At 69.1% G+C, this 25,422-nt stretch carries 24 protein-coding genes; 1 reads left to right on the top strand and 23 read right to left on the bottom strand.

Going from position 1 to position 25,422, the window contains the following annotated elements; translation table 11 throughout:
• Position 1 precedes the first annotated feature (1 nt).
• The 22 genes from AB0P08_RS05730 to AB0P08_RS05625 all read right to left on the bottom strand — a co-directional run bounded on the left by AB0P08_RS05730 (position 2) and on the right by AB0P08_RS05625 (position 23,821).
• Positions 2-1,237 carry a hypothetical protein gene (locus AB0P08_RS05730; RefSeq protein ID WP_363588721.1) on the bottom strand — a complete coding sequence of 412 codons (1,236 nt, stop codon included), beginning with the start codon at positions 1,235-1,237 and terminating at the stop codon, positions 2-4.
• 67 nt (positions 1,238-1,304) lie between these two features.
• Positions 1,305-4,823, bottom strand: coding sequence for a DNA polymerase III subunit alpha (gene dnaE / locus AB0P08_RS05725; RefSeq protein WP_363588719.1), 3,519 nt, complete (start codon positions 4,821-4,823; stop codon positions 1,305-1,307).
• A gap of 74 nt (positions 4,824-4,897) precedes the next feature.
• Positions 4,898-5,479, bottom strand: coding sequence for a GNAT family N-acetyltransferase (locus tag AB0P08_RS05720; RefSeq protein WP_363588717.1), 582 nt, complete (start codon positions 5,477-5,479; stop codon positions 4,898-4,900).
• Between the two features lie 53 nt (positions 5,480-5,532).
• Positions 5,533-6,453 (bottom strand): RluA family pseudouridine synthase, encoded by a 921-nt coding sequence (locus AB0P08_RS05715; RefSeq protein WP_187661787.1) that lies wholly within the window; start codon positions 6,451-6,453, stop codon positions 5,533-5,535.
• Positions 6,454-6,455: 2 nt separating this feature from the next.
• The gene (gene lspA, locus AB0P08_RS05710; protein ID WP_283398736.1) at positions 6,456-7,028 is read right to left on the bottom strand and encodes a signal peptidase II; all 573 of its coding nucleotides are present in this window, start codon (positions 7,026-7,028) and stop codon (positions 6,456-6,458) included.
• A 9-nt stretch (positions 7,029-7,037) separates the two neighbouring features.
• Positions 7,038-7,637 (bottom strand): DivIVA domain-containing protein, encoded by a 600-nt coding sequence (locus AB0P08_RS05705; RefSeq protein WP_336502191.1) that lies wholly within the window; start codon positions 7,635-7,637, stop codon positions 7,038-7,040.
• A 181-nt stretch (positions 7,638-7,818) separates the two neighbouring features.
• Positions 7,819-8,118, bottom strand: coding sequence for a YggT family protein (locus AB0P08_RS05700; protein WP_187661789.1), 300 nt, complete (start codon positions 8,116-8,118; stop codon positions 7,819-7,821).
• A 3-nt stretch (positions 8,119-8,121) separates the two neighbouring features.
• Positions 8,122-8,595 carry a cell division protein SepF gene (locus AB0P08_RS05695; RefSeq protein WP_187661790.1) on the bottom strand — a complete coding sequence of 158 codons (474 nt, stop codon included), beginning with the start codon at positions 8,593-8,595 and terminating at the stop codon, positions 8,122-8,124.
• Between the two features lie 43 nt (positions 8,596-8,638).
• Positions 8,639-9,340, bottom strand: coding sequence for a YggS family pyridoxal phosphate-dependent enzyme (locus AB0P08_RS05690; protein WP_363589656.1), 702 nt, complete (start codon positions 9,338-9,340; stop codon positions 8,639-8,641).
• A 2-nt stretch (positions 9,341-9,342) separates the two neighbouring features.
• Complete coding sequence (gene ftsZ / locus AB0P08_RS05685) at positions 9,343-10,497, bottom strand: cell division protein FtsZ (protein ID WP_363588715.1); 1,155 nt, start codon at positions 10,495-10,497, stop codon at positions 9,343-9,345.
• 163 nt (positions 10,498-10,660) lie between these two features.
• The gene (locus tag AB0P08_RS05680) at positions 10,661-11,584 is read right to left on the bottom strand and encodes a cell division protein FtsQ/DivIB (protein WP_363588713.1); all 924 of its coding nucleotides are present in this window, start codon (positions 11,582-11,584) and stop codon (positions 10,661-10,663) included.
• A 3-nt stretch (positions 11,585-11,587) separates the two neighbouring features.
• Positions 11,588-12,988, bottom strand: a complete 1,401-nt coding sequence (murC, locus tag AB0P08_RS05675) for a UDP-N-acetylmuramate--L-alanine ligase (RefSeq protein WP_363588711.1) — start codon at positions 12,986-12,988, stop codon at positions 11,588-11,590.
• 42 nt (positions 12,989-13,030) lie between these two features.
• Positions 13,031-14,107: a UDP-N-acetylglucosamine--N-acetylmuramyl-(pentapeptide) pyrophosphoryl-undecaprenol N-acetylglucosamine transferase gene (locus AB0P08_RS05670; protein WP_363588709.1), complete on the bottom strand. Its 1,077-nt coding sequence runs from the start codon at positions 14,105-14,107 to the stop codon at positions 13,031-13,033.
• Entirely contained in the window at positions 14,104-15,309 is a 1,206-nt protein-coding gene (ftsW, locus tag AB0P08_RS05665; protein WP_187661795.1) for a putative lipid II flippase FtsW, read from the bottom strand. Before ftsW ends, AB0P08_RS05670 begins: the two co-directional genes overlap by 4 nt.
• Positions 15,278-16,813, bottom strand: a complete 1,536-nt coding sequence (murD, locus tag AB0P08_RS05660) for a UDP-N-acetylmuramoyl-L-alanine--D-glutamate ligase (RefSeq protein ID WP_363588707.1) — start codon at positions 16,811-16,813, stop codon at positions 15,278-15,280. Before murD ends, ftsW begins: the two co-directional genes overlap by 32 nt.
• Positions 16,803-17,909 carry a phospho-N-acetylmuramoyl-pentapeptide-transferase gene (gene mraY, locus AB0P08_RS05655; RefSeq protein ID WP_025105090.1) on the bottom strand — a complete coding sequence of 369 codons (1,107 nt, stop codon included), beginning with the start codon at positions 17,907-17,909 and terminating at the stop codon, positions 16,803-16,805. The genes murD and mraY overlap by 11 nt, the downstream gene beginning before the upstream one ends.
• On the bottom strand, positions 17,906-19,318 hold the full coding sequence (locus tag AB0P08_RS05650) for a UDP-N-acetylmuramoyl-tripeptide--D-alanyl-D-alanine ligase (RefSeq protein ID WP_363588705.1): 1,413 nt from the start codon (positions 19,316-19,318) through the stop codon (positions 17,906-17,908). The genes mraY and AB0P08_RS05650 overlap by 4 nt, the downstream gene beginning before the upstream one ends.
• A gap of 27 nt (positions 19,319-19,345) precedes the next feature.
• A complete protein-coding gene (locus AB0P08_RS05645) occupies positions 19,346-21,115 on the bottom strand; it encodes a peptidoglycan D,D-transpeptidase FtsI family protein (RefSeq protein ID WP_336502183.1) in 1,770 nt (589 codons plus the stop codon).
• Positions 21,116-21,141: 26 nt separating this feature from the next.
• Positions 21,142-21,714: a cell division protein FtsL gene (gene ftsL, locus AB0P08_RS05640; RefSeq protein WP_363588703.1), complete on the bottom strand. Its 573-nt coding sequence runs from the start codon at positions 21,712-21,714 to the stop codon at positions 21,142-21,144.
• Complete coding sequence (rsmH, locus tag AB0P08_RS05635) at positions 21,711-22,649, bottom strand: 16S rRNA (cytosine(1402)-N(4))-methyltransferase RsmH (RefSeq protein WP_315637553.1); 939 nt, start codon at positions 22,647-22,649, stop codon at positions 21,711-21,713. Before rsmH ends, ftsL begins: the two co-directional genes overlap by 4 nt.
• A 103-nt stretch (positions 22,650-22,752) precedes the next feature.
• Positions 22,753-23,184 (bottom strand): division/cell wall cluster transcriptional repressor MraZ, encoded by a 432-nt coding sequence (gene mraZ, locus AB0P08_RS05630; RefSeq protein WP_025105095.1) that lies wholly within the window; start codon positions 23,182-23,184, stop codon positions 22,753-22,755.
• A 262-nt stretch (positions 23,185-23,446) separates the two neighbouring features.
• Positions 23,447-23,821 (bottom strand): SCO2097 family morphological protein, encoded by a 375-nt coding sequence (locus AB0P08_RS05625; protein ID WP_187661800.1) that lies wholly within the window; start codon positions 23,819-23,821, stop codon positions 23,447-23,449.
• Between the two features lie 162 nt (positions 23,822-23,983).
• Here AB0P08_RS05625 and AB0P08_RS05620 point away from each other — a divergent pair, with 162 nt between their 5' ends.
• Positions 23,984-25,009, top strand: a complete 1,026-nt coding sequence (locus AB0P08_RS05620) for a polyprenyl synthetase family protein (protein ID WP_315637766.1) — start codon at positions 23,984-23,986, stop codon at positions 25,007-25,009.
• Between the two features lie 9 nt (positions 25,010-25,018).
• Here the strand turns inward: AB0P08_RS05620 and AB0P08_RS05615 are convergent, their stop codons facing one another.
• The gene (locus AB0P08_RS05615; protein WP_327036728.1) at positions 25,019-25,375 is read right to left on the bottom strand and encodes an Rv2175c family DNA-binding protein; all 357 of its coding nucleotides are present in this window, start codon (positions 25,373-25,375) and stop codon (positions 25,019-25,021) included.
• Positions 25,376-25,422: the final 47 nt, after the last annotated feature.

Genomic DNA, 25,422 nt, shown 5'->3' with positions numbered 1-25,422 from the left:
GTCAGCCCTTCGTGATGCCGGCGATGTCGTGGAGGTAGCCGATACGGCCGTCGTCATGACGCACGACGAAGGCGCCGCCCCGGTCCTCGATCACGAGTGCCCAGGCGGTCGGGCCGATGCGGAAGATCGGCTCTCCGCGTTCGTCGTGCACGTCGCGCTCCGTCGGGGCGAGGATCCAGAAGGGCTGCGCCTCAACAGCACTCTGTCGCGGAGCGGCAGCCTGCGGATCGGCGTGGTCGCTGATCACCGGGTGCACAGCGGTCGCGTCGTCCGGTGTCGGCTCCTGGGCGGCGGCGAGCTCCTCCTCGGAGAGTGCCTTGGCGCCGAGCAGCGACTCGATGCTGCCGGTGTCGGACACGATCTCGGGCTGCTCCCCGCGGGAACGCCGCGAGTAGACCGGGGTGTACTCGGGTTCCGAGGTGACAGGGACGGTTCCGGTCCCCCCACCCGAGGCGTGTGCGGTGAGCGGAACGCGATCCGCGTCGTCCACGGAGGCGCCGCGGTCGGCGGTGGCCGTCTCACGGACGTCGACGGCGTCGTCCTGGTCCGCGGGGGTCGGCTCGAGGTCGGCATCGGCGATCACGGCCGTCTCATCCGCGGCAGGAGAGCTCGGGGGGACGGCGTCCGCAGACGCCTCGGCCGCCGATCCACTCGGCGTCACCTCGGGACGCGGGCGTGCGATCACCGGGCGCACGGGGTTCGCGTTGCGGTGGGCGAGCGTGACGAGCCGCCCCTGGAAATCCTCCTTGAGCCCCGGGATGAGAGGCGCGAAGACGGTGAGGACGACGAGGGCGGTGGAGGTGATGACCTGCACGACCGCGTTCCAGGGCAGCCCCCAGTTCCCCGTGGAGATGACCGCCGAGAGGGCGAGCCACAGGTTGCCGGCCCACACGCAGGCCGCGACCGAGAACGCCACGGAGGCGAACTGGTCGATGCCGAGCGAACCGACGCGACGGATGCCGTCCGGCGAGAAGCGCCGGAGGACGAGGAGGAAGACGGCCACCGTGGGCACGCCGATCGGCAGGATCCACTGGATGCCGATGCCCCACAGGGAGATGCCGCCGCTGAGCGGGAAGAAGGAGACGAGGAAGGAGACCAGCCAGACGCCCACGATCAGCAGCTCGCGCAGCGTGAAGCCGAGGATGCCGTACTCCGGCGTGACCTCGTCGTCGTAGAGGACGCCGTCCTCATCGCTGAACACCGCTTCGGCGTCCGGCTCGGGAAGATCCGTGCTCATAGTCGTCCTTTCCTCGTCGGCGCACCACGACTCTCCGGTGCTCTCGACGGCTCCCGATCCTACCCGCTCACCCCAGACAGGTCGGTCCGAGCAGAGACTTGAGGTCACCGAAGAGGTCGGCCGAGACCTTCACCGGCATGGGCACCTCGAACACCTTCGCCGTGCCCGCGCGGTGCACGCGGAGCAGCACCTCGGTGTCCCCGCTGTGCCGCCGGAGGACCTCGGCCAGCTCCGTCATGACCCGCTCGGTGGCGCGCCGCTCGGCGAGGACGAGCGACAGCGGGCCTGCAGCATCGAAGGAGCCGACGTCGGGTGCGAACGCGGACTGCGCATGCAGGTTCAGCCCGTCGTCACGGCGCGAGACCCGTCCACGCACCGCGAGGATGGCGTCCTGCTGCAGGGTGTGCTGGAACTCGAGGTAGGTCTTGCCCATGAACATCACGGTGACCTCACCGTTGAAGTCCTCCACGGTGATCATGCCGTACGGGTTCCCACTCGCCTTCGCCACACGATGCTGCACGCTGGTGACGAGGCCGGCCACGGTGACCTGATCGCCGTCCTGCAGATCCTCGGAGTTGTTGAGGTCGTGAATGGAGATCGAGGCGTGCTTCGCGAGCGGCACCTCGAGACCGGCGAGCGGATGATCCGAGACGTAGAGGCCGAGCATCTCGCGCTCGAACGCGAGCTTGTCCTTCTTGATCCATTCCGGACGTGGGGGCACCTTCGCGGGCGCCGCCTCCTCCATCCCGTCGTAGAGACTGTCGAAATCGAAGCCGATGGCGCCCTGCGCCTCGTTCCGCTTCCTGTCGACCGCCGCCTCCACGGCGTCTTCATGGATCTCGAGGAGCGCCCGGCGGGTGTCCCCCATCGAGTCGAAGGCACCGGCCTTGATGAGCGATTCGACCGTGCGCTTGTTGGCGACGTGCAGGGGAACCTTGTCGAGGAAGTGATGGAAGGACGTGAAGCGCTCGTCCTTGCGGGACTGCACGATGCCGTCGACGACGTTCGTGCCGACGTTGCGTACCGCGCCGAGACCGAAGCGGATGTCGTCGCCGACGGCCGCGAAGAAGTTGATCGACTCGGAGACGTCCGGCGGCAGCACCTTGATGCCCATCCGGCGGCACTCGTTCAGGTAGAGCGCCATCTTGTCCTTCGAGTCGCCGACGCTCGTCAGGAGCGCGGCCATGTACTCGGCCGGGTAGTGCGCCTTGAGGTACGCGGTCCAGTACGACACGAGACCGTACGCAGCGGAGTGCGCTTTGTTGAAGGCGTAGTCGGAGAACGGCAGGAGGATGTCCCAGAGCGCCTTGACCGCCCCCTCGCCGAAGCCGCGTTCGGTCATTCCGGCCGCGAACCCCGCGTACTGCTTGTCCAGCTCGGACTTCTTCTTCTTGCCCATCGCGCGGCGCAGGATGTCGGCTTGACCGAGGCTGAATCCGGCGACCTTCTGCGCGATCGCCATGACCTGCTCCTGGTAGATGATGAGTCCGTAGGACTCCTCCAGGATCTCCGCGAGCGGTTCCGCCAGCTCGGGATGGATCGGGGAGATCTCCTGCTGACCGTTCTTGCGCAGCGCGTAGTTGGTGTGGGAGTTCGCTCCCATCGGTCCAGGACGGTACAGCGCGATGAGGGCCGAGATGTCGCCGAAGTTGTCCGGCTTCATGAGTCGCATGAGCGAGCGCAGCGGCGGGCTGTCGAGCTGGAACACGCCGAGGGTGTCGCCACGGGCCAGCAGTTCATAGACGGCGGGGTCATCGAGCCCGAGGTGCTCCAGATCGAGCTCCTCGCCGCGGTTCATCCGGATGTTGTCCAGCGCGTCCGAGATGATCGTCAGGTTCCGGAGGCCCAGGAAGTCCATCTTGATGAGGCCGAGGGACTCGCACGACGGGTAGTCGAACTGCGTGACGATCTGGCCGTCCTGCTCGCGGCGCATGATCGGGATGATGTCGAGCAGGGGCTCGGACGACATGATGACGCCGGCGGCATGCACGCCCCACTGCCGCTTCAGCCCCTCGAGCCCGAGAGCCCGGTCGAAGACGGTCTTCGCCTCCGGATCGGTCTCGATGAGGGCACGGAACTCGCTGGCCTCCTTGTAGCGGGGGTGCGCGGAATCGAACATGCCGTCCAGCGGCATGTCCTTGCCCATCACCGCCGGGGGCATCGCCTTGGTGAGCCGCTCCCCCATGCTGAACGGGAACCCGAGCACGCGACCGGCGTCCTTGAGGGCCTGCTTCGACTTGATCGTGCCGTAGGTGACGATCTGCGCGACGCGCTCGGAGCCGTACTTCCGGGTCACGTACTCGATGACCTCGCCGCGGCGACGATCGTCGAAGTCGACGTCGAAGTCGGGCATCGAGACGCGGTCGGGGTTGAGGAAGCGCTCGAAGATCAGACCGTGCTCGAGGGGATCGAGATCCGTGATCTTCATCGCGTAGGCGACCATCGAGCCGGCACCGGAGCCACGACCCGGGCCGACGCGGATGCCGTTGTCCTTCGCCCAGTTGATGAAGTCGGCGACGACGAGGAAGTAGCCGGGGAAGCCCATCTGCAGGATGATCCCGGTCTCGTACTCGGCCTGCTTGCGCACCTTGTCCGGGATGCCGCTGGGGTACCGGTAGTGGAGGCCCTTCTCGACCTCCTTGATCAGCCAGCTGTCCTCGGTCTCGCCGTCCGGGACCGGGAACCGCGGCATGTAGTTCGCCGAGGTGTTGAACTCGACCTCGCAGCGCTCGGCGATCAGCAGCGTGTTGTCGCAGGCCTCCGGGTGGTCCCGGAAGAGCTGCCGCATCTCGGCGGCGGTCTTGATGTAGTAGCCGTCGCCGTCGAACTTGAAGCGGTTCGGGTCGTCGAGCGTGGAACCGGACTGCACGCACAGCAGGGCGGCGTGGGCGTCGGCCTCGTGCTGGTGGGTGTAGTGCGAGTCGTTGGTGGCCACGAGCGGGATGCCGAGGTCTTTCGCGAGCCGCAGCAGATCGGTCATGACACGGCGCTCGATGGAGAGACCGTGGTCCATGATCTCGGCGAAGTAGTTCTCCTTGCCGAAGATGTCCTGGAACTCCGCCGCCGCGGCCCTGGCGGCGTCGTACTGGCCGAGCCGGAGCCGGGTCTGCACCTCCCCCGACGGGCACCCCGTCGTGGCGATGAGACCCTTGCCGTAGGTCTGGAGCAGCTCGCGGTCCATGCGGGGCTTGAAGTAGTAGCCCTCCATGCTCGACAGCGAGCTCAGCCGGAAGAGGTTGTGCATGCCCTCGGTGCTCTGGCTCCACATGGTCATGTGGGTGTAGGCGCCCGAACCCGAGACGTCGTCGCTGCGCTGGTCCGCCGAGCCCCACTGCACCCGGGTCTTGTCGCTGCGGTGCGTGCCCGGGGTGACGTAGGCCTCGAGACCGACGATGGGCTTGATGCCGGCGTTGCGTGCGGCGTTGTAGAACTCGAACGCCGCGAAGGTGTTCCCGTGGTCCGTCACCGCGATCGCCGGCATGCCGTAATCGGCGGCCGCCTGGGTCATCGCGTTGATCTTCGCGGCCCCGTCGAGCATCGAGTACTCGCTGTGCACGTGCAGGTGGACGAAGGAGTCGGATGCCATGCTTCGAGTCTACGTTCGGCTCCGGACACCGGCATGCGTCGCGCTCCCCCAGCAAGCGCGCCGCGGAACCCGGTTCACGCGTCCTCGCGGAGGTCCAGCCGCATGAGCACGCGGGGGAACCCGTCGAGCACCGAGCCCGTGTCCGCGACCTTGCGGAATCCCGCGCTCTCGAAGAGACGCCGCGTGCCCACGTACGCCATCGTCAGGTTCACCTTCGCCCCGGCGTTGTCGACCGGGTACCCCTCGACGGCGGGGGCGCCGCGCTCTCTGGCGTAGGCGACGGCTCCCTCGATGAGCGCATGCGACACGCCCTGCTTGCGGTGCCCCGGCCGGACTCGGAAGCACCACAGCGACCACACGTCGAGGTCGTCGACGTGCGGGATGAAGCGGTTGCGCGCGAAGCTCGTGTCGCGTCGAGGGTGCAGCGCCGCCCAGCCGACCGGCTCGTCGTCGAGGTAGGCGAGCACACCGGGAGGGGGGTCCTGGTGGCAGAGCTCGCGCACCCGGTCGGCACGCGCGGGGCCGCGCAGGGAGACGTTCTCCTTGTTGCCGATCCGGTAGCTCAGACAGAAGCAGACGTTCGACGTCGGCTTCTTCGGTCCCACCACCGCCGCGACGTCGTCGAAGACCGTCGCCGGACGCACCACGATGCTCATGCGGTCAGTGTGGCCGAGACCACCGACACCGCGGAAGCGACGCTCCGCGGGACCTATTCTCCGCGGAGCACGTCCAGTGCGTGCTGGAAGTCGTCCGGATAGGGCGAGGTGAACTGCACCCAGTCCCCCGTCGTCGGATGCGCGAAGGCGAGCTGATGCGCGTGCAGCCACTGCCGGGTGAGACCGAGCCGGGCGGACAGCGTCGGGTCGGCACCGTACAGCGGATCGCCTACACACGGGTGGCGGTGCGCGGCCATGTGCACGCGGATCTGGTGGGTGCGGCCCGTCTCCAGGTGGATCTCGAGCAGGGAGGCACCGGGGAACGCCTCGAGGGTCTCGTAGTGCGTCACGGAGGGCTTGCCGTCCGGGACGACCGCGAACTTCCAGGAGTGGTTCGGGTGGCGACCGATCGGGGCGTCGATCGTACCCACGAGCGGGTCCGGATGCCCCTGCACCACCGCGTGATAGATCTTCTCGACCGTGCGCTCCTTGAACGCCCTCTTCAGCGCGGTGTAGGCGGCCTCGCTCTTGGCGACGACCATGAGCCCGCTCGTCCCCACGTCCAGCCGGTGCACGACGCCTTGACGCTCCGGCGCGCCGCTCGTGGCGACGCGGAACCCGGCGGCGGCGAGAGCACCGACGACCGTGGGGCCCTCCCACCCGAGCGAGGGATGGGCGGCGACGCCGGTCGGCTTGTCGACGACGACGATGTCGTCGTCGTCGTACACGATGCCGAGCTCGGGCACCGCGATCGGGACGATCTTCGGCCCTTCCTTCGGCTCCCACTCGACGTCGAGCCAGGCACCGCCACGCAGGCGGTCCGACTTGTCGAGGGTGACGCCGTCCAGGCGGACGCCGCCCGACCCGGCCACCTCGGCCGCGAAGGTCCGCGAGAACCCGAGGAGCTTGGCGAGGGCGGCGTCGACGCGCGTGCCGTCGAGCCCGTCCGGGACGGGCAGCGACCGGGACTCCACGCTCAGCGCCCCTCGGACGCGGCGGCCGCCTCGGCGTCCTCGTCGGTCTCGACCGGGGCGTGGTCCTTCTCCCGCGTGCCGTCGAAACGCAGTCCGAACACGACGAGCAAGGCGACCGAGATCATCCCGGTGACGATGAAGATGTCGGCGACGTTGAAGATGGCCGGCATCATCCACGGCATGGAGATCATGTCGACCACGTGGCCGACGGGGAAACCGGGCTCGCGGAACAGTCGGTCCGACAGATTGCCCAGCACGCCCCCGAGCAGGCAGCCGAGGACGACCGCCCAGAGGCGCGAACGCAGCCCGAACGCCTTCCAGACGATGACACCCGCCACCACGGCGAGAGCGATCGTGAAGATCCAGGTCACGCCGGAACCGAGGGAGAACGCCGCGCCGGGATTGCGCACGTAGTAGAGCTGCAGGAACTCTCCGAGAACCGGGACCGCCTCGTGCAGCGGCAGGTTCTCGATCGTGAGGTACTTCACAAACTGATCGGCGGCCAGCACGACCGCTGCGAGAATCGCAACGATCGCACCGGCCGCCGACCGACGAAGGGGACGACGTCCTGACAAGAGGGCGCCTTACAGGCCGATCGCGGAGACCGGGGTGGAGTCCGTGGACGCCGACTTCTCGTCGAGCTCGCGGAGCTGGCCCTCGATGTAGCCGCGGAGCTGCGAGCGGTAGTCGCGCTCGAAGTTGCGCAGCTCGGTGATGCGGGCCTCCAGCGTGTTGCGCTCGCGCTCGAGACGTGCGGTCTCCTCGCGCTGCTTCGCCTCGGCCTCCGTGCGGATGCGTGCGACCTCGGCCTCGGCCTCGGAGATGAGCTGGTTGCGCTTCGCCTCACCCTCGGCGACGTGCTCGTCGTGCAGACGCTGCGCGAGCTCGATGATGCCGGCGGTGGCGGTCGCGGAGCCGGTCGGAGCGGCCTCGGCGGCGGGCGTCTCGACCGCGGGGGCCGGAGCGGGAGTGGCGGCAGCCGGCTCGGCAGCGGCGGGAGCAGGGGTGGAACCCGACTCGTACGCGGCGAGCTTCGCCTTCAGCTCGGCGTTCTCCTCGAGGGCCTTGCGCCACTCGATGACGATCTCGTCGAGGAAGTCGTCGACCTCGTCCGGGTCGAAGCCGTCCTTGAAGCGGACGTGCTGGAACTGCTTGGTGACGACGTCATCCGGGGTAAGTGCCATGGGTGGCTCCTCTTTCGATGAGTTCGATTGCCAGTACCGATGTATGGCGTGTTCGTGATGTGGCGCGAACCCGGGGCGCGCACCTGGGTGCCAGCATAGCCCCCGAGCCTTGGCGTCGCGATGCCACGACACCCAGGCTCGGACAACTCGCGGCGGTTCCAGGGCGCGACACGCGGGGTGGTCAGCGGATGAACAACCGGACGATGTTCATCAGGATCAGCACGACCAGCAGGGTCAGCGCGAAGCCGAAATCCAGCGACAGCTGGCCGATGCGCAGCGGAGGGATGATCCGCCGGAAGAACCGGATAGGCGGATCCGTGACGGTGTAGACCGCTTCCGCGGCCACGAGGCCGAAACCCTTCGGACGCCACTCCCGATTAAACATCGGGATGTAGTCGAGGATGAGCCGCGCGAAGAGCACGAGGATGTACACCAGCAGCATCAGATGGACGATGCTGGCGAGGACCGAGACCAGCTGCACGGTCTAGGAGTGGTCGAAGCCCGCAGACTCGGCGTCTGCGTGCGCGATGCCCCCGTGACCCGACACCGCGATGTTCTCCGGCGACAGCAGGAAGACCTTCGAGGTCACCCGCTCGATGCGACCGTAGAGGCCGAGGGAGAGACCGCTCGCGAAGTCGATGAGGCGGCGCGCATCGGCGTCGCTCATCTGGGAGAGGTTGATGATGACCGGGACGCCCTCGCGGAAGCTCTCCGCGATCAGCTGGGCGTCGCGGTACTGCTTCGGGTGGACGGTGAGGATCTCGTTCACGGCTCCTGCTGCGGGCTGGCGGACGGCGACGGGACGACGGAGCGGCGTGACGGGAGCCGGAGCCGGCTCTTCGCGGTCACGCTCACGCTCGCGCTGGGCACGGGCGGGCGCCGGCGTCTCCTCCTCGTAGACCTCTTCCTCATCGGCGAGGCCGAGATACACCATGGTCTTCTTCAGCGGGTTACCCATCGTGTCCTCCGGTTCGAACGTTTCGGGCTGGTCTTGTCACAGGTTAGCCCCGGGCGGGGCGCGGGCCCGTGATTGCGGAACCGATCCGCAGGTGTGTCGCGCCGGCGGCGATCGCCTCGGCGAAATCGCCGGTCATCCCGGCGGAGATCCAAGTCGCCTCGGGGGCGACCGATCGCACGTCGTCGGCGATCCGCCGCAGGCGGTCGAAGGCGGCCGTGGGCTCCTCATCGAGAGGAGCCACCGCCATGACGCCGCGGAGGCGCAGTGAGGGCAGGGTGAGCACGTGCTCGGCCAACGCCACCGCGGAGGCCGGGGCGACGCCTCCGCGCCCTTCGTCCTCCGTCAGATTCACCTGCACGAGCACGTCGAGCACGTCGTCGTCCACGGCGGCTCGGTGGAGGGCGTCGGCGAAGCGGTCACGGTCGACGGAGTGGACCACGTCGGCACTCCGCCTGATCGCGGAGGCCTTGTTCGTCTGGCCCTGTCCGATGAAGTGCCACTCGAGGTCGAGACCGGCGAGCTCGGCCTCCTTGGCGGTGAGCTCCTGCTGTCGGTTCTCCCCCACCGCGTGCACTCCGAGGGCGTGCAGATCGCGCACCAGGGAGGCGGGGTGGAACTTCGTGACGACGATCCGGGTGATCTCCGCCGGCGAACGGCCGGCGGCACGCGCGGCGTCGGCGATCCTCTCGTCGATCGCCGACAGCCGCGCGGCCAGGTCCGATGGCGCCGAAGCGCCGACCGGCATCGTCACTTCAGGAATTCGGGGATGTCGATGTCGTCGTCGGCGAAGGCCGGCTCGATGCTCGTCGTCGGGGTGCGAGGCGCCGACGGCGCCGCGGTGGGCTCCGGCGCGCTCTTCTCCGTCGCGGGCTCGGTGGTCTCCGACAGCGCAACCTCGGGAAGCGACGCGGTCGAAGGACGCGAGACGACCATCGGGTCCAGCCGCAGCGAGGGCTCGCCGCCATCGAAGCCGGCGGCGATGACCGTCACTCGGACCTCGTCGCCCAGCGTGTCGTCGATCACGGTACCGAAGATGATGTTGGCCTCCGGGTGCGCAGCCTCCTTGACGAGGTCAGCTGCATCGTGGATCTCGAAGATGCCGAGGTTCGAGCCACCCTGGATCGACAGCAGCACACCATGCGCACCCTCGATCGAGGCCTCGAGCAGTGGGGACTCGACGGCGAGCTCGGCGGCCTTGATCGCGCGGTCGGCGCCGCGCGCCGACCCGATGCCCATCAGCGCGGACCCTGCTCCCTGCATGACCGACTTCACGTCGGCGAAGTCGAGGTTGATGAGACCAGGGGTCGTGATGAGGTCCGTGATGCCCTGCACACCGGCGAGGAGCACCTGGTCGGCGGTCGCGAACGCCTCGATCATCGAGATGCCGCGGTCGCTGATCTCGAGCAGACGGTCGTTCGGGACGACGATGAGGGTGTCGACCTCTTCCTTCAGCTTCGCGACGCCTGCCTCGGCCTGGCTCTGGCGGCGGCGACCTTCGAAGGAGAACGGCTTCGTGACGACGCCGATGGTCAGGGCACCGATCGACTTCGCGATACGGGCGACCACCGGGGCACCGCCGGTTCCCGTGCCGCCGCCCTCACCCGCGGTGACGAAGACCATGTCGGCGCCGGTCAGCGCCTGCTCGATCTCCTCCGCGTGGTCCTCGGCCGCGCGGCGGCCCACCTCCGGGTCCGCTCCGGCGCCGAGCCCGCGGGTGAGCTCACGGCCCACGTCGAGCTTGACGTCGGCGTCGCTCATGAGCAGCGCCTGGGCGTCGGTGTTGACGGCGATGAACTCGACTCCGCGGAGACCGAGCTCGATCATGCGGTTGACGGCGTTGACGCCGCCACCGCCGACGCCGACGACCTTGATCACGGCGAGGTAGTTCTGGTTCTGGCTCATGGCCGGCCTCCGATTAGTAGAGCCTGGAAGGGGTGAACCTTAAACCTCAACTAGAGGTGTAAAGTATTTCCCGGTATTGCGTTCTCTCAGATCGAAGGTAAGCGCCGCCTGCCCCTGCGCGCGCAGCGACATGGGCGTGTCGCGCCATTCCCGTCGAAACAGATCAGCCGACCACCGCGACGTCGGGTGAGGTGACGTCGATCGACGAGGCATTGGGGTTCTTCACGAGCGCGGCGGAGAGCGCGAGCGCCTTCAACCCGGAGTCCTCCTGGCTCCCCCACACGACCGTGAGGCCCGAGTCGAGGGTCAAGGTCACGTCGTCCGCCGTCGAGGCGCGGACGCCGGTGAGCGCACTGCGGATGTCGGCAGGGAGAGCGCGGACCACGAGTCCCGCGCTGCGGAACGCCGGCGAGTCCATTCCCCCCTCGACCTCCACCAGCGGCTGCCCTGCCGGGCGTTCCGCCGTCGTCGAGAGGGCGACACCTGCGGCATCCACGAGAGTGAATCCGGCACCCGACTCGACGACCCCGATCGGCGTGCGCTCCACGATGCGCACGGTCAGATCGTGCGGCGGTCGAGCCTCCAGGGCATAGGTCTCGATGAGCGGGAACGTCAGCAGCGCCGCCTTGACCTCGCTCGTGTCGACCAGGGCGAGGGGCGTCCCGAGCTGATCCGCGAGGGCCCCCTCGATCACCGCGGGATCGATCGTCGTGGTGCCGGTGACCGTGATGCGCTGCACGGCGAAGAGCGGGCTGTAAGCGGCAGCGACACTCCCCCCGATCAGCAGCACGACGGCCCCCACGGCGCTCAGCCAGACGATGCGGCGCCGCCGCGATCGCTGGGTGAACCGACGGATCTCCGCCCTGAGCGCCTTGCGGCGGGCGCGTGCCGCGCGCCAGACGTCCATCGAGGAACGAGGGCCCGCTTCCTCCTCCGTCTCCGCCTCGTCGGGCTCGACGGGCGCGGCGACGGCACCCTCGTCCGGAGCCGCCTGAGGCGCGGGACGCCGGCGGAGGATCCGCTCGGAGGCGACGTCCGTCTCCCCCGGAGTGTCCGGAGCGCTCGGGAGCGGGGGCGGCCGGCGCATGGGCTACGCCCCGTCGGTCCGGCGCAGCGACTCCAGCACCTGCGGGATGATCTGGTAGACGTTGCCGCAGCCGAGAGTCACGACGAAGTCGCCGTCCTTCGCGACAGACGCCGTGTAGTCGGCCGCTTCCTGCCAGTCGGCGACGAAGCGCACACGGGAGGGGTCGTCGAACGCCCCGCTCACCAGCTCGCCCGTCACGCCGGGCACCGGGTCCTCCCTGGCACCGTAGACGTCCAGCATCACGGTGTGGTCGGCGAGCTCCTCCAGGACGTCTGCGAACTCCTGGTACATGTGCTGCGTCCGCGAGTACGTGTGCGGCTGCTGGATGGCGATCAGCCGGCCGGACCCGGCGATGCTGCGCATGGCCTCGAGCGCCGCACGCACCTCGGTCGGGTGGTGCGAGTAGTCGTCGTAGACGGTGACCCCGCGCTCCTCGCCGTGGCGCTCGAGACGACGGATCGTCCCCGCGAAGCCCTCGACGGCACGTACGGCGTCGCGGAGCGAATAGCCGAGCGCGAGGAGGACGGCGACGGCGCCGGTCGCGTTGATCGCGTTGTGCACGCCGGGGACCGCGAGCTGCATGCGCTCGATCTCGCCGCCGTGCGAGACGGCGGCGGCGACGGGGCCCGAGGTGACGATCTCGCTGACGCGGACGTCGGCGTCCTCGGCCTGCCCGAACGTGAGGATGCGCGGGTGCGACAACCCGGCCAGCACGCGGAGTGCGCCGGGGTCGTCGCTGGAGATGACGACCGCCTCGGATGCCGCGTCTGCGAAGCGCACGAAGGCGTCGTGGAAGGCCTCATCGGAGCCGTAGTGATCGAGATGATCGGGGTCGACGTTCGTGATGAGCGCGACCGCGGTGTCGTAGAGGAGGAAGGTCCCGTCCGACTCGTCGGCCTCGATGACGAAGAGGTCGCCGTTCCCGGTCGCGCTGGAGGTGCCGAGCTGCTCGATCACGCCGCCGTTGACGAAGTGCGGATCGGCGCCGAGCGCGCGCAGAGCCGTGACGATCATGCCCGTCGAGGTGGTCTTGCCGTGGGCGCCGGCCACCGAGACGAGGCGTCGGGTGCCGATCAGCCAGTGCAGGGCCTGAGAGCGGTGGATGACGTGGAGGCCGCGCCCCTTGGCGGTGACGAACTCGGGGTTCTCCGGCCAGATGGCACCGGTGTGCACGACCGTGTCGGCGTCGCCGAGGTGGGCGGCGTCATGACCGACGTGGACGGTCGCCCCCGCGGCGGCCAGCGCCCGGAGGTTGTCGCTGTCGGCGCGGTCGCTGCCGGAGACACGGATGCCCGCGTCGAGGAACATCTTCGCGAGTCCGCTCATCCCGGATCCACCGATGCCGATGAAGTGCGCGGAGGTGATCGTGTCGGGGATGGGGAGGGAGAGGTCGGGTCTGATCATGTCCGCTTCAGTCTACTTTTCGTTCTCGTCCGGACGGCGGCGTCACGCCGCACCGAGGGCACGGTCGATCATCGCGACGACGTTCTCGGTGCCGGTGCGGGTGCCCGCGGTCTCCGCCGCCTCCGCCATCCGCCGGATGCGGTCACGGTCGCCGAGCAGCGGCACCACGATACGTCGGACCGCATCGCCGTCGAAGGTCGCGTCATCGAGGAGCTGAGCGGCACCGGCGGCCACGGCGGATCCTGCGTTCAACCGCTGCTCTCCGTTGCCCACCGAGTACGGCACGTACAGCGCGGGAATCCCGAGCGCGCTGATCTCGCTCACGGTGGCCGACCCCGAACGCGACACGATGAGATCGGCCAACGCGAACGCGAGGTCCATGCGGTCGATGTACCGGCGGAGGGCGTACCCGGGCACTCCAGGATCCGGCAGGTCGCTGCGCTCCCCGGTGACATGCAGCAGCTGCCAACCGGCGGCGAGGATGTCGCGCCAGGAGTCCGCCAGGGCGTCGTTCAACCGCTGCGCTCCGAGCGAGCCGCCGAAGACGAGAAGGACAGGACGATCGGCGTCGAGCCCGAAGTACTCGGCGGCCTCGGCGCGTCGAGCCGCCCGGTCGAGCGTGATGACCTCGCGCCGCAGCGGCATGCCGACCACCTCGCTCCCGCGGAGCGGCGTCCCGGAGAACGCGACTCCCACACCCGCGGCCGCACGGGCACCGAGCACGTTCGCCAGCCCGGGCTTCGCATTGGCCTCGTGGACGACGAAGGGCACGCGCTCGCGACGCGCGGCGACGTAGGCGGGTGCGGAGGCGTAGCCGCCGAAGCCCACCACGATGTCGATCCCGTGCTGCCGGATGTGCGCACGCACCTGGGCGATCGCCCGGCGGAACCGCGCGGGGAACGCGGCGGCCTGCGCGTTCGGGCGCCGCGGGAACGGCACCTTGTCGACGATGAGCAGCTCGTAACCACGCTCGGGGACGAGACGGGACTCCAGGCCCTCCGCCGTGCCGAGCACGAGGATCGTCGCCGACGGGTCACGCTCACGCAGCGCATCGGCGACCGCGAGCAACGGATTGACATGGCCGGCGGTGCCACCGCCGGCGAGGAGGTACGAAGTCACCTCGCGACCCTACCCCGCTCGGCTGACTGCTTCTCGGCGACCGGGATGGTCCGCGCGAAGGCCAGCAGGACGCCGCAGGCGACGAGCACGGCGAAGAGTGCCGTTCCCCCCTGGGACATGAACGGCAGGGGCACACCCATCACCGGGAACACGCCGATGACGACGCCGACGTTCAGGACGGCCTGACCGACGATCCAGACCGTGATCCCCCCCGCGGCGACGCGGATGAAGGGGTCCGACGTCTTGCGGATCACATGGAACGCACCGACCGTGAAGAACGTGAACAGGGCGAGGACGACGATGCAGCCGATCAGCCCGAGCTCCTCGCCGACGATCGCGAAGATGAAGTCGTTGCCCGCGGCGGGGAGCCAGCCGTACTTCTCCTGGGAGTTGCCGAGCCCGAGTCCGAAGATCCCGCCGGAGGCCATGCCCCAGATGCCATGGATCGACTGGTAGCAGTCGGTGTAGTACAGCGCCATGTCATCGCACGTCGCGGTGATGCGACGCATGCGGTCCTCGCTGGAAAGCGCGTAGGCGAGCACCGCGACCACGCCCAGGATCATCGGGATGATGAAGAGGCGCAGCTTCACACCCGAGAAGAAGAGACAGCCGAGCAGGATGAGGACCATCACCATCGCGGTCCCGAGGTCCTTGCCGGCGAGGACGGTGCCGATGGCCAGCGCGCCGACCGGGATCACGGGGATGAAGACGTGATGCCAGGTCCCGAGCATGGTCTGCTTGCGCAGCAGGACCGCGGCGATCCACAGGGCGAGGGCCAGTTTGAGGAACTCGGACGGCTGCATCTGGAAACCCGCCACCTGGATCCAGTTCCGGTTTCCGCCGTCGGCGATGCCGAGCGGTGTGAACACGAGGAGCTGGAGGGCGATGGCTCCGAACAGCGCCGGCCAGGCCATGCGCTTGAGGAACGCCACAGGGAAGCGGCTGATGAGGAACATCATCGGGATACCGAGCAGGGCGAACACACCTTGCCGGAGAGCGCCGTCCAACGGGTTCTGCGCCTTGGCCACCGCCGTCGCGCTCGTCGCGGACAGCACCATCACGAGACCGAAGATCGTCAGGAGCAGGGCGGTTGACGCGATCAGCAGGAACTCGGTCGACACCGGGGTGAACCGGCGTCCGAGCGAGACCCGCGCGGCGAGGCCACCCGACTCAGACCGCGGAGGGCGAGCCACCTGCGTCATCGGCGCTCCCCCGATCGATCCATTCCCGCACCGCTTCGGCGAAGCGGTGGCCGCGATCCGCATAGCTGGAGAACTGGTCGAAGGACGCGGCGGCGGGAGCGAGGAGCACAGTGCCCTCCCCGTCGACGATCCCCGCCGCGATCTCCACGACGCGGTTCATGACCTGTCCAGTGTCGCCAGCTTCGACCTCGAAGACCGGCACCGTCGGCGCGTGTCGCTCGAATGCCGCGACGACGGCTGTGCGGTCCGCTCCGATGACGACCGCCGCGCGCGCGGTGGAGCCCGCGTCCGCGACGAGATCGGCGATGTCGACGCCCTTGAGATCACCGCCGACGACCCACACCGCACCGGGGTACGCGCGCAGTGACGACGCGGCCGCGTGCGGGTTCGTCGCCTTGGAGTCGTCGACCCAGGTGATGCCGGCGTGGCGCGCGACCACCTCGATGCGGTGCGCGTCCAGGCGGAAGGTCTGCAGCGCCCCGTGGATGGCCTCGGGCTCGACCCCGAGAGAACGGGCGAGGGCACTGGCGGCCAGGATGTTCTGAACGATGTGCGGTGCCGACAGCCCTGCGGCCTCCAGGTCGGCGACCGTGGTCAGTTCCAGGGCGCTGCGGGCTCGATCGTCGAGGAACGCCCGGTCGACGAGCAGCCCCTCCACGACGCCGAGATCGCTCGGGCCGGGGATGCCGAGATCGAAGCCGATGGCGCGGGCGCCCTCGACGACGTCGGCCTCCTCGACCATCCGGCGCGTCGCCTCGTCGGCCTTGTTGTAGACGCAGGCGACCCGCGTGTTGCGGTACACCAGCGCCTTCGCGTCCCGGTAAGCCTGAGCGCTGCCATGCCAGACGAGATGATCGTCGGCGAGGTTCAGGCAGACTGCGGCGTGCGGGAACAGCTCCCCCTCCGAACGCGACAGTCCGAGGTACCAGAGCTGGTGGCTGGAGAGCTCGACGACGAGCACGTCGAAGCCGGCGGGGTCGCGGACCGCGTCGAGCACGGGGACGCCGATGTTGCCGCACGGTGCGGCGCGCAGGCCACCGGCGACGAGCAGCGTCGCCGTGAGCTGGGTCGTCGTCGTCTTGCCGTTGGTTCCGGTGATGAGCACCCAGTCCGCCGGCGTGCCGTCCGCGCGGCGGACCTTGTCGCGCACCCGCCAGGCGAGCTCGACGTCACCCCAGAGCGCGATGCCCTCGTCCTGAACCCAACGGATGACCGGGTGCGCCGGGGCGAAGCCAGGGGACGCGATGACGACCTCGGGCCCGAACGCCATCAGCGCCTCGGGCACGGCGTCCAGCGGACCGAGCTCCAACCGGGCACCGATGACGGGGAGCAGGCGGGCGTACTCCTCCTCCGCGGACTCGCTGAGCACGAGGACGTCGGCACCGAGCTCGGCGAGGGTGTCGGCCACGGAGAAGCCGGTCATGGAGAGGCCGAGGACGGCGACGCGCAGGCCGCTCCAGTCGGCGTGCCAGCTCGTCAGCCCGGCCAGACGCTCAGCCGACACGGGTCAGCCATTCGACGTAGAAGAGCCCGACGGCCGACACCGCGAGAAGACCCGCGATGATCCACATGCGCACCACGATGGTGACCTCGGACCAGCCCCGCATCTCGAGGTGGTGGTGGAACGGGCTCATCAGGAACAGCCGCTTGCCGCGGGTGATCTTGAAGTAGGCGCGCTGCAGGATCACGGATCCGGAGGCGAGCACGAAGACGCCGGCGATGATGAGGAGCAGCAGTTCGGTGCGGGTCATGACCGCCATCGCGGTGATGACGCCACCGATGGCCATCGAGCCCACGTCTCCCATGAACACCTTCGCCTTGGGCGCGTTCCACCACAGGAACCCGATGAGGCTGGCGGCGAAAGAGGCCGAGATGATGGCGAGGTTGAACGGGTCGCGCACCTCGTAACAGCCGCCGAGCGAGCCCGGATCACCGCCGATGCAGGGCTGCTTGAACTGCCAGAACGCGATGAGGCTGTAGGCGCCGACGACGATCACGCCCGCGCCGGCGGCGAGGCCGTCGAGGCCGTCGGTGAGGTTGACGCTGTTGGAGGTCGCGACCCCGATGATCGAGATCCAGGCGAGGTAGAGGATCCAGCCCAGGATGACGCCGAACGCGAAGAGGTTCAGCCAGGTGATGTCCCGGAAGAGGGAGATCGACGCACTGGCCGGCGTCTGCCCCCACTTGTTCGGGAAGTTCAGTGCCACGATGCCGAAGGGGATCACGACGATGAGCTGACCGATCACCTTCCGCCACCCCGACAGCCCGAGGCTGCGCTGGCTGCGCACCTTCATGTAGTCGTCGATGAATCCGACCACACCGAAGCCGACCATGAGCCAGATCACCAGGATGGCGGACAGCGCCGGCGTCTCGCCGCTGACGAGGACCCCGGTGAAGTAGCCCACGATCGAGCCGAGGATGAAGATGACACCACCCATGGTCGGGGTGCCGCGCTTCGCCTCGTGGCTCGGGTTGCCCGCAGCCTCCGGGGTACGGATGACCTGCCCCCAGCCCCACTTGCGGAAGAGCCGGAGGAAGACGGGAGTCAGGAAGAGAGTGAAGGCGAGCGAGATGGCCGCCGCCATGATGAGGGACCTCACGAGAACAATTCTCCCAGACGATCGCCGAGATGCCGGAGGCCCGCGGAGTTGGACGACTTCACCAGGACCCGGTCTCCGTCACGCAGCTCGGTACGGAGGTACTCGAACGCAGCGTCCTGGTCCGGCAGATGCACGGCTTCGCTGTCCCATGACCCCTCGCCGACGGCGGCGAGGTAGAGCCGCCGTGCCTCCGGGCCGACGACGACGATGCGCCGGATGTTGAGACGCACGGTGAGGAGGCCGATGCGATCGTGCTCCTCCCCTGCGCTCTCGCCGAGCTCGCTCATCGCGCCGAGGACGGCGACCGTGCGCTCGTCGGGGCCGGTGATCTGGGCGAGGGTCCGCAGGGCGGCCGCCATCGAGTCGGGACTGGCGTTGTACGCGTCGTTGATGATGCGGACGCGGTCGTTGCCCAGCGGCTGCATCCGCCACCGCTCGGCGATCTCGACGGTCTCCAACCGGGAGACGGCATCGGCCGGGGCCACGCCGAGCTCGACGGCGGCGGTGATCGCGGCGAGGGCGTTGCTGACGTGGTGGGCGCCGAGGACGCGCAGGCGCAGTGGCAGCCGCTCCCCTGCGACCTCGATCACGCACTGCGTGCCGGAGGCCGAGACCTCGATCTCCCGCGCGTGCACGACAGCCGCAGCCGACTGGCCGAAGCCGACGACCCGGAGGCCGCGGCTCTCCGCGAGCTCGCGCATCGCCCACACCCGGGCGTCGTCCGCGTTGAGCACGGCGATGCCGGGCACGCGGGCCGCGGCGACGAGCTCGGACTTGGCCTTCGCCGTGGCCTCGATGCCGCCGAAGCCGCCCGCGTGCGCCATGCCGACCATCAGCACGACCACCAGGTCCGGCTCGACGAGACCGGCGAGCCGCGCGATGCTGCCCGGCGCGGCGGCCCCGAACTCGCTCACCAGGAAGCGGGTGTCGTGCGTGACGCGGAGCATCGTCACCGGGGCGCCGACCTCGTTGTTGAAGGACTTCACCGGGGCGACGGTCTCGCCCTCGTCCTCGAGGATGCGGGCGAGGAAGTTCTTGGTCGTCGTCTTGCCGTTCGAGCCGGTGATGCCGACGATGCGCAGGTTCCCGCCGGCGCGCACGCGCGCCACGACCTCGCGCGCCAGCTCGCCGAGGGCGACCACGGCATCGGACACGACGATCTGCGAGACATCGACGTCGACGGGGTGCTCGACGATCGCCAGGACCGCACCGGCTTCGGCGGCGGCACCGACGAAGCGGTGCCCGTCGGTCTCGACGCCGGGCTTGGCGACGAAGATCGACCCCGCCCCCATGGTGCGCGAATCGGTGTCGACGATCCCGTCGACCACCGTCTCCGGCGTGTGCTCTCCGGCCACGCGCAGTTCACCACCGATGGCGGCGGCGATCTCAGCGAGCGTCAGGGCGATCATGTCATCTCCATGCGCGGCTCTCGCCGGCTATCCGAACTTGGGGAGGAGCGCGTCCATCGGGACAGAGGACGGCATCACGCGATAGGTCTTCATCACCTGCGTCATCGCCTTCTGGAAGGCGGAAGCGGTGGCCGCGGACGATACAACCTTAGTCGGCTCGTCGAGGGTGACCACGACGACGTACTGCGGGTCGTCGACGGGCGCGAAGCCCACCATGCTCGTGTAGTACACGCCTGCCTTGTAGCCGCCCTTGCCGTCCGAGACCTGCGCGGTACCGGTCTTGCTGGTCACCCGGTATCCGGGAACCTGGATGCGATCGGCGTTCCCGCCCTGCACGGCGACGTTCTCGAGCATGCGGGTCAGATCGGCGGCGGTCTGCTCCTTCACGATCTGCTCGTGCTTCGGCTTCGGCGTCTCCGTGACCGTCCCGTCGGGCGCCGTGCAGGACTCCACCATCGACAGGTCGATCTTCTCCCCGCCGTTGGCGATGGCCTGGTACGCACCGGCGAGCTGCGGGGCCGTCACCGTGAAGTACTGGCCGAACGTCGTCGTGTAGAGGGACTGGCTGTCCCAGTCGCTCACCGGGTGCAGGATGCCTCCCACTTCGGAGGGGAAGTCCAGGGTCTTCTGCCCGACCCCGAAGCGCTGCAGGTAGTCGTAGCGGACCTCGGGGGCGACCATCGTGCCGAACTTCGACAGCGCGGTGTTGGAGGAGTCGATCAGTCCGCCCGCGAGCGTGTAGTTGTAGGCCGGATGGCTGAACGCGTCGTTGACCACGGCGCCGTTCGGGAAGGTCTCGCGCGAGGAGGCCGTCACGGTGCTGAGCGGGGTGAGGCCCGCACCCTCCATCGCCGCCGCCGCGGTGATCGCCTTGAACGTCGAACCGGGCTCGAAGTCGCGGTGGAAGATCTGGCTGTAGCGGGTCTCCGGAGTCGAGGAGTCCAGGTCGTTCGGGTCCATGGCCGGCCATTCGGCCGCGGCGCGGATCTTGCCGGTGCCCACCTCGACGACCGTGACGGTTCCGCCCTTCGCGCCCTGCTTCTGGGCCTCCTCGCCGATCATCTGCTGGAGGTACCACTGCAGGTCGCTGTTGATCGTGAGCTGCACGGTGCCGCCGTCGACGGCGTCGGTGACCGACTCGCTCCCCGGGATCACGACGCCGTCCTTGCCCTTGCGATACGTCTTCTCCCCATCGATCGGCGCGAGGCACGATTCCTCGAGCTGCTCGACGCCGGCCTTGGCCTCCCCGGTGTTGTCGAGGAAGCCCAGCACGTTCCCGGCGACCGCGCCGTTGGGATAGACCCGGGTCTCGCGCGGCGTCAGGGCGAGGTACGACCCCAGGCCGAGGTCGCGGAGCGCGATGAACTGCTCGGTGTTGAGCCCCGTCTTCAGGGGTGCGTACTGGCTGTTCGGGTTCTCGGCGAGGGCATCGGAGACGCGTTTGCGGATCTCGTCTCCCGGTACCCCCGTGATCGCGGCGATCTTCTCGGAGGCCTCGGCCCAGGGCAGCGCAGGATCCTTCTCCTCCGTGAGCCTGATGACCTGAGGACTGAGCTGCGCGTCGTACACCATCACGCTCGACGCGAGGACCGTGCCCTCGGCGTCGACGATGGATCCCCGCTGTCCGGGGATCTTCGAGCCATCGCCGATGTGCTCGAGGGATTGGTTGACGTGCTCGTCGGCGCTCACCACCTGGATGTCGATCAGGCGGACGACGAACGCCACCAGGATCGAAAGGATGACCGCCAGTGCGACGACGGTGCGTCGCCGCGGTCCGCGCGTGGCTCGTGTCGTCATGGGATCTCTCCGTCGATCGGGGATGGTCAGCGCGTCGTGGGGCTGGGCAGGCCGTCGGTGATGGCGGGCGGCAGGTCCTGCGCGGGCGGTGTACCGCCGGTCGCGTCGTCCCCGGCGTTCTCCGCCGGCGGGGTCTCCTCCGTGACGAGGACGTTGCCGACCGCCGCCTTCCCGTTGGGATCGATCGTGGAGACCCCTTCCGCCCCGGCGCCCGTCCCGAAGACGGCGCCGTCGCTGAGACGGAGGTAGGACGGGGCGCCCGCCACGACCATGCCGAGGTCGGCGGCGCTGCTCGCGAGCACCTGCGGGGAACTCAGCCCCGTCAGCTCCTCCTGCAGCGCGTCGGTCCGGAGGTCGAGTTCGCGCTGCTGGGACGTGAGCCCGGCGAGGGTGAACGAGTCCTGAGTGATGGCCAGCGAGAGCCCGACCTGCCCCGCACCGATGGCCAGGGCGCCGCCCAGCGCGACGAGCGCGTAGGCGAGCTTCGGCTTGCGGCGCCGTGCGGGCGCCGTCACCGGTCGCAGGCGCCGCTCGGGCGTCGTCTCCGGAGCGACCGGCTGCAGCGGCAGGGTCGGCTTGCGGACTGCGTTCATGCTCATGCGCTCTCCCGCACCTTCTCGGCGGCGCGCAGGCGCACCGGTATCGCACGCGGGTTGCGTGCGCGCTCTTCGTCATCGGCGAGTTCCGCACCCTTGGTGAGGATGCGGAATCGGGGGGCGTGCTCCGGCAGCTCGACCGGCAGCCCGGCGGGCGCCGTCGAGGAGGAGGCGGCCGCGAAGGCCTGCTTGACCAGCCGGTCCTCGAGGGACTGGTACGACATCACGACGATGCGGCCTCCGACCGCGAGTGCGTCCATCGCGGCGGGGATCGCGTCCGCGAGGACGTTCAGCTCGGCGTTGACCTCGATCCGGAGGGCCTGGAACACGCGCTTCGCCGGGTGTCCGGATCGCTGCGCGGCCGCGGGGGTGGCGGCCACGAGGATGTCGACGAGTTCGCCCGATCGCGTGATCGGCTGCTTCTGACGGGCGTCGATGATGAAGCGCGCATACCGTCCGGAGAGCTTCTCCTCTCCGTACCGCTCGAAGATGCGCCGCAGGTTGCCCTCGCTGTAGGTGGCGATGACCTCGGCGGCGGTGATGCCCTTCGTCTGGTCCATCCGCATGTCGAGCGGAGCGTCCTTCGAGTAGGCGAAGCCGCGTTCGGCCTCATCGAGCTGGAGCGACGAGACGCCCAGGTCGAACAGGATTCCGGCCGCCCCTTGCGCGTGCAGGCCGATCTCGTCGTAGACCGTGTGGACGAGGGTCACGCGATCGCGGAACCGAGCGAGCCGCTCCCCCGCGATCTTCAACGCGTCGGTGTCACGGTCGAGACCGATCAGACGGATGCCGGGGAACCGCTCGAGCAGCGCCTCCGAGTGCCCGCCCATCCCGAGCGTGGCGTCGACGAGCACGGCGCCGTCCTCCTGGAGGGCAGGTGCGAGGAGCTCGACGCAGCGGTCGAGCAGGACGGGGGTGTGGATGTCGCGGAGGTTCATGATCTCTCTCGGGTCCGACCTTCGGCTCTGATCCCCCTCCGCATCTCGACCCGGCACCGGGGAAGTGTGTCGGGGCGGGAGCGGCGGGGCATCACAGCCGTGGTCAGAACAGTCCCGGAATCACCTCCTGCTCCAGCTCGGCGTAGGACTCCTCGCCGGCGGCGAGGTACGCGTTCCAGCTCTCCGCGTCCCAGATCTCGGCGTGGGCGCCGACTCCGGTCACGATGAGCTCCTTCTGAAGACCCGCGTACTGACGCAGGTGGGCGGGGATGGTGATGCGGTTCTGGCTGTCGGGCATCTCCGCACTGGCACCGGAGAGGAACATGCGCATGAAGTCACGCGCCTGCTTGTTGGCGAGCGGGGCCTGACGGATCCGCTCGTGCATCGCCTCGAACTCGGCCGTGCTGAAGACGTAGAGGCAGCGCTCCTGGCCCCGGGTGACGACGATGCCGCCGCCCAGGTCCTCGCGGAACTTCGCGGGAAGGATGACCCGTCCCTTGTCGTCCAGCTTCGGTGAGTGCGTGCCCAGCAGCATCGGCCATCACCCCCTCTCCGTCCGGCCAACTCGAGGTGCGCCCCACTTTACTCCACTTTCCTCCACATTCCTACGACGAATCCAGGGTATCGTCCCTGTGCTTCCGCGGGTCTCGCCCTACTTCCGCGACATTCCGCGGTGGAGCGAGGTGGAGCGCCAGTGGAGGGCCGGTGGAGGGCCGGTGGGGACCGGATGCCCAACAGGCACGAAAAAGCCCGGATGCTCAGCATCCGGGCTTCGTGGTGGAGGGGAAGGGAGGAGGTCAGTGGCCGTCCTGGCGCCGATCCCATCGATCGTTCATGCGGTCCATGAAGGAGGAGGAGTCCTGCCGCTTCGGAGCGGTGCGGGTCCGGGGCTCTGCCGGTCCGGACCGTCGGACGGGAGTGACGGCCAGCATGACGCCGCCGAGCATGGCCGCGAAACCGATGACCCCGACGACGATGCCCCAGATGTCTCCGAGGATGACACCGACGACCAGTCCGCCGACGCCGGCCAGCAGGAGCAGAGCACCGTAGACGAGATTGCGATAGCTGAGCGTGCGATCGCCCGACGGCGCGCTCACGACGTCGGCGTCATTGTGCAGGAGATGGCGTTCCATCTCGTCGAGCAGACGTTGCTCCTGTTCGGAGAGTGGCATCTCGTCCCCCTCGGGTATGGTGCCCTCCAGTCTACGCGCGAGCGGCGTCCGGGGCTAGCGGTTCGGGCGTCTCATCCTTTACGTATGCTGGGAGTCGTGCCGTCCCCCTCCCCCTCCGTCGCCGACGCCGTGGCCGCGCGACTGGACCTGTTCCTCGACCGCATGCGAGCAGAGTCGGCGGGGTACGGCGACGACGCCGCGGCCTTCCTCGATGCGGCGTCCGACACCCTCTCCGGAGGGAAGAGGCTGCGCGCCCGCTTCTGCCACGCAGGGTGGCGCGCCGTCTCCCGGTTCCGTGACCGTCTCGCCGTCGAGGACGACGCCCTGTGGGACCTCTGCGCGGCGCTGGAGATCTTCCAGTCCGCCGCTCTCGTGCACGACGACCTGATCGACAACTCCGACACCCGCCGGGGCCGTCCCGCGGCGCACCGGGCGCTCGAGGCCTCCCACCGCTCCGCCGGATGGTGGGGCGACGCCGCTGCCTTCGGGCGCGCCGGTTCCGTGCTGCTCGGCGATCTCCTCGTGGCGTGGAGCGACGACCTCCTGGAGTCGGCGCTCGACGGTCACGGCGCGGCACGGACCGTGCGCGCCGAGTACGCGCGCATGCGTCGCGATGTCACGACCGGACAGTTCCTCGACATCGCCGAGGAGTCGGCGTGGAGCGTCAGTGATGACCGCGAGCATGCGGAGCGCGCGCTGCGCGTAGCCTCGCTGAAGTCGGCGCGATACAGCATCGAGCAGCCACTCATCCTGGGAGCGAGCCTCGCTGGCGCCGACGCCGGGCAGACCGAGGCGCTGCGCCGCTTCGGGCACCCTCTCGGCCTCGCCTTCCAGTTGCGTGACGACGTGCTCGGCGTGTTCGGCGATGCCGCCGTCACCGGCAAGCCCGCGGGCGACGACCTCCGAGAGGGCAAGCGGACCGTCCTCATCGCGCTCACCAGGGAGAAGCTGGACGCGCCCGCCCGGCGGGTGCTCGACGAGATGCTCGGAGACCCCGACCTGACGGCGTCCCAGGTCTCGTTCCTGCAGGAGACGATCGCCGGGACCGGAGCCCTCGAACGGGTCGAGACGATGATCGCCGACTACGCCGGAGAGGCCGATCGCGCGCTCTCCGGAGCCCGGCTCGAGGACGCCGCGGTCGGCGAGCTCCGCGATCTCGGCCGAGCGGCGACCGTGCGCTCCTCCTGAACAGGTCGCTCAGGCGAGGGTGCGCGCGAGCCGACGGACCTCGCTCTTGTGCCCGGCGAGCAGAGAGGCGATCGGGGAACGCCCGAGGGTCTCGTCCTCGGCGAGCAGCCAGTCGATCAGTTCGTCATCGGAGAAGCCGGCATCCTGCAGGACGATGATCGTCCCGCGCAGGGAGCTCAGCGGCTCGCCGTCCACGATGAACACCGCAGGAACGGCGAAGACGCCGCTGCGCCGCGAGCCGACGAGGTAGTGCTCGTCGATCAGACGACGCACGCGGCCGAGGGGCTCGCCGAGCACCTCGACGAGGTCGGGCATGGTCAGCCACTCGAGGGCGGCGTCAGGGGTTGCAGCGACGTTCTCAGACACGTTGCCACTATCTCACCTCGGCCCCCGACGCGCATATCCATCACTTC

It is taken from the genome of Microbacterium meiriae (assembly GCF_040686935.1).
GTDB classification, from domain to species: domain Bacteria; phylum Actinomycetota; class Actinomycetes; order Actinomycetales; family Microbacteriaceae; genus Microbacterium; species Microbacterium meiriae.
The sequence above is the reverse complement of the archived record's forward strand: the minus strand, read 5'-3'. Positions and strand labels throughout refer to the sequence as shown.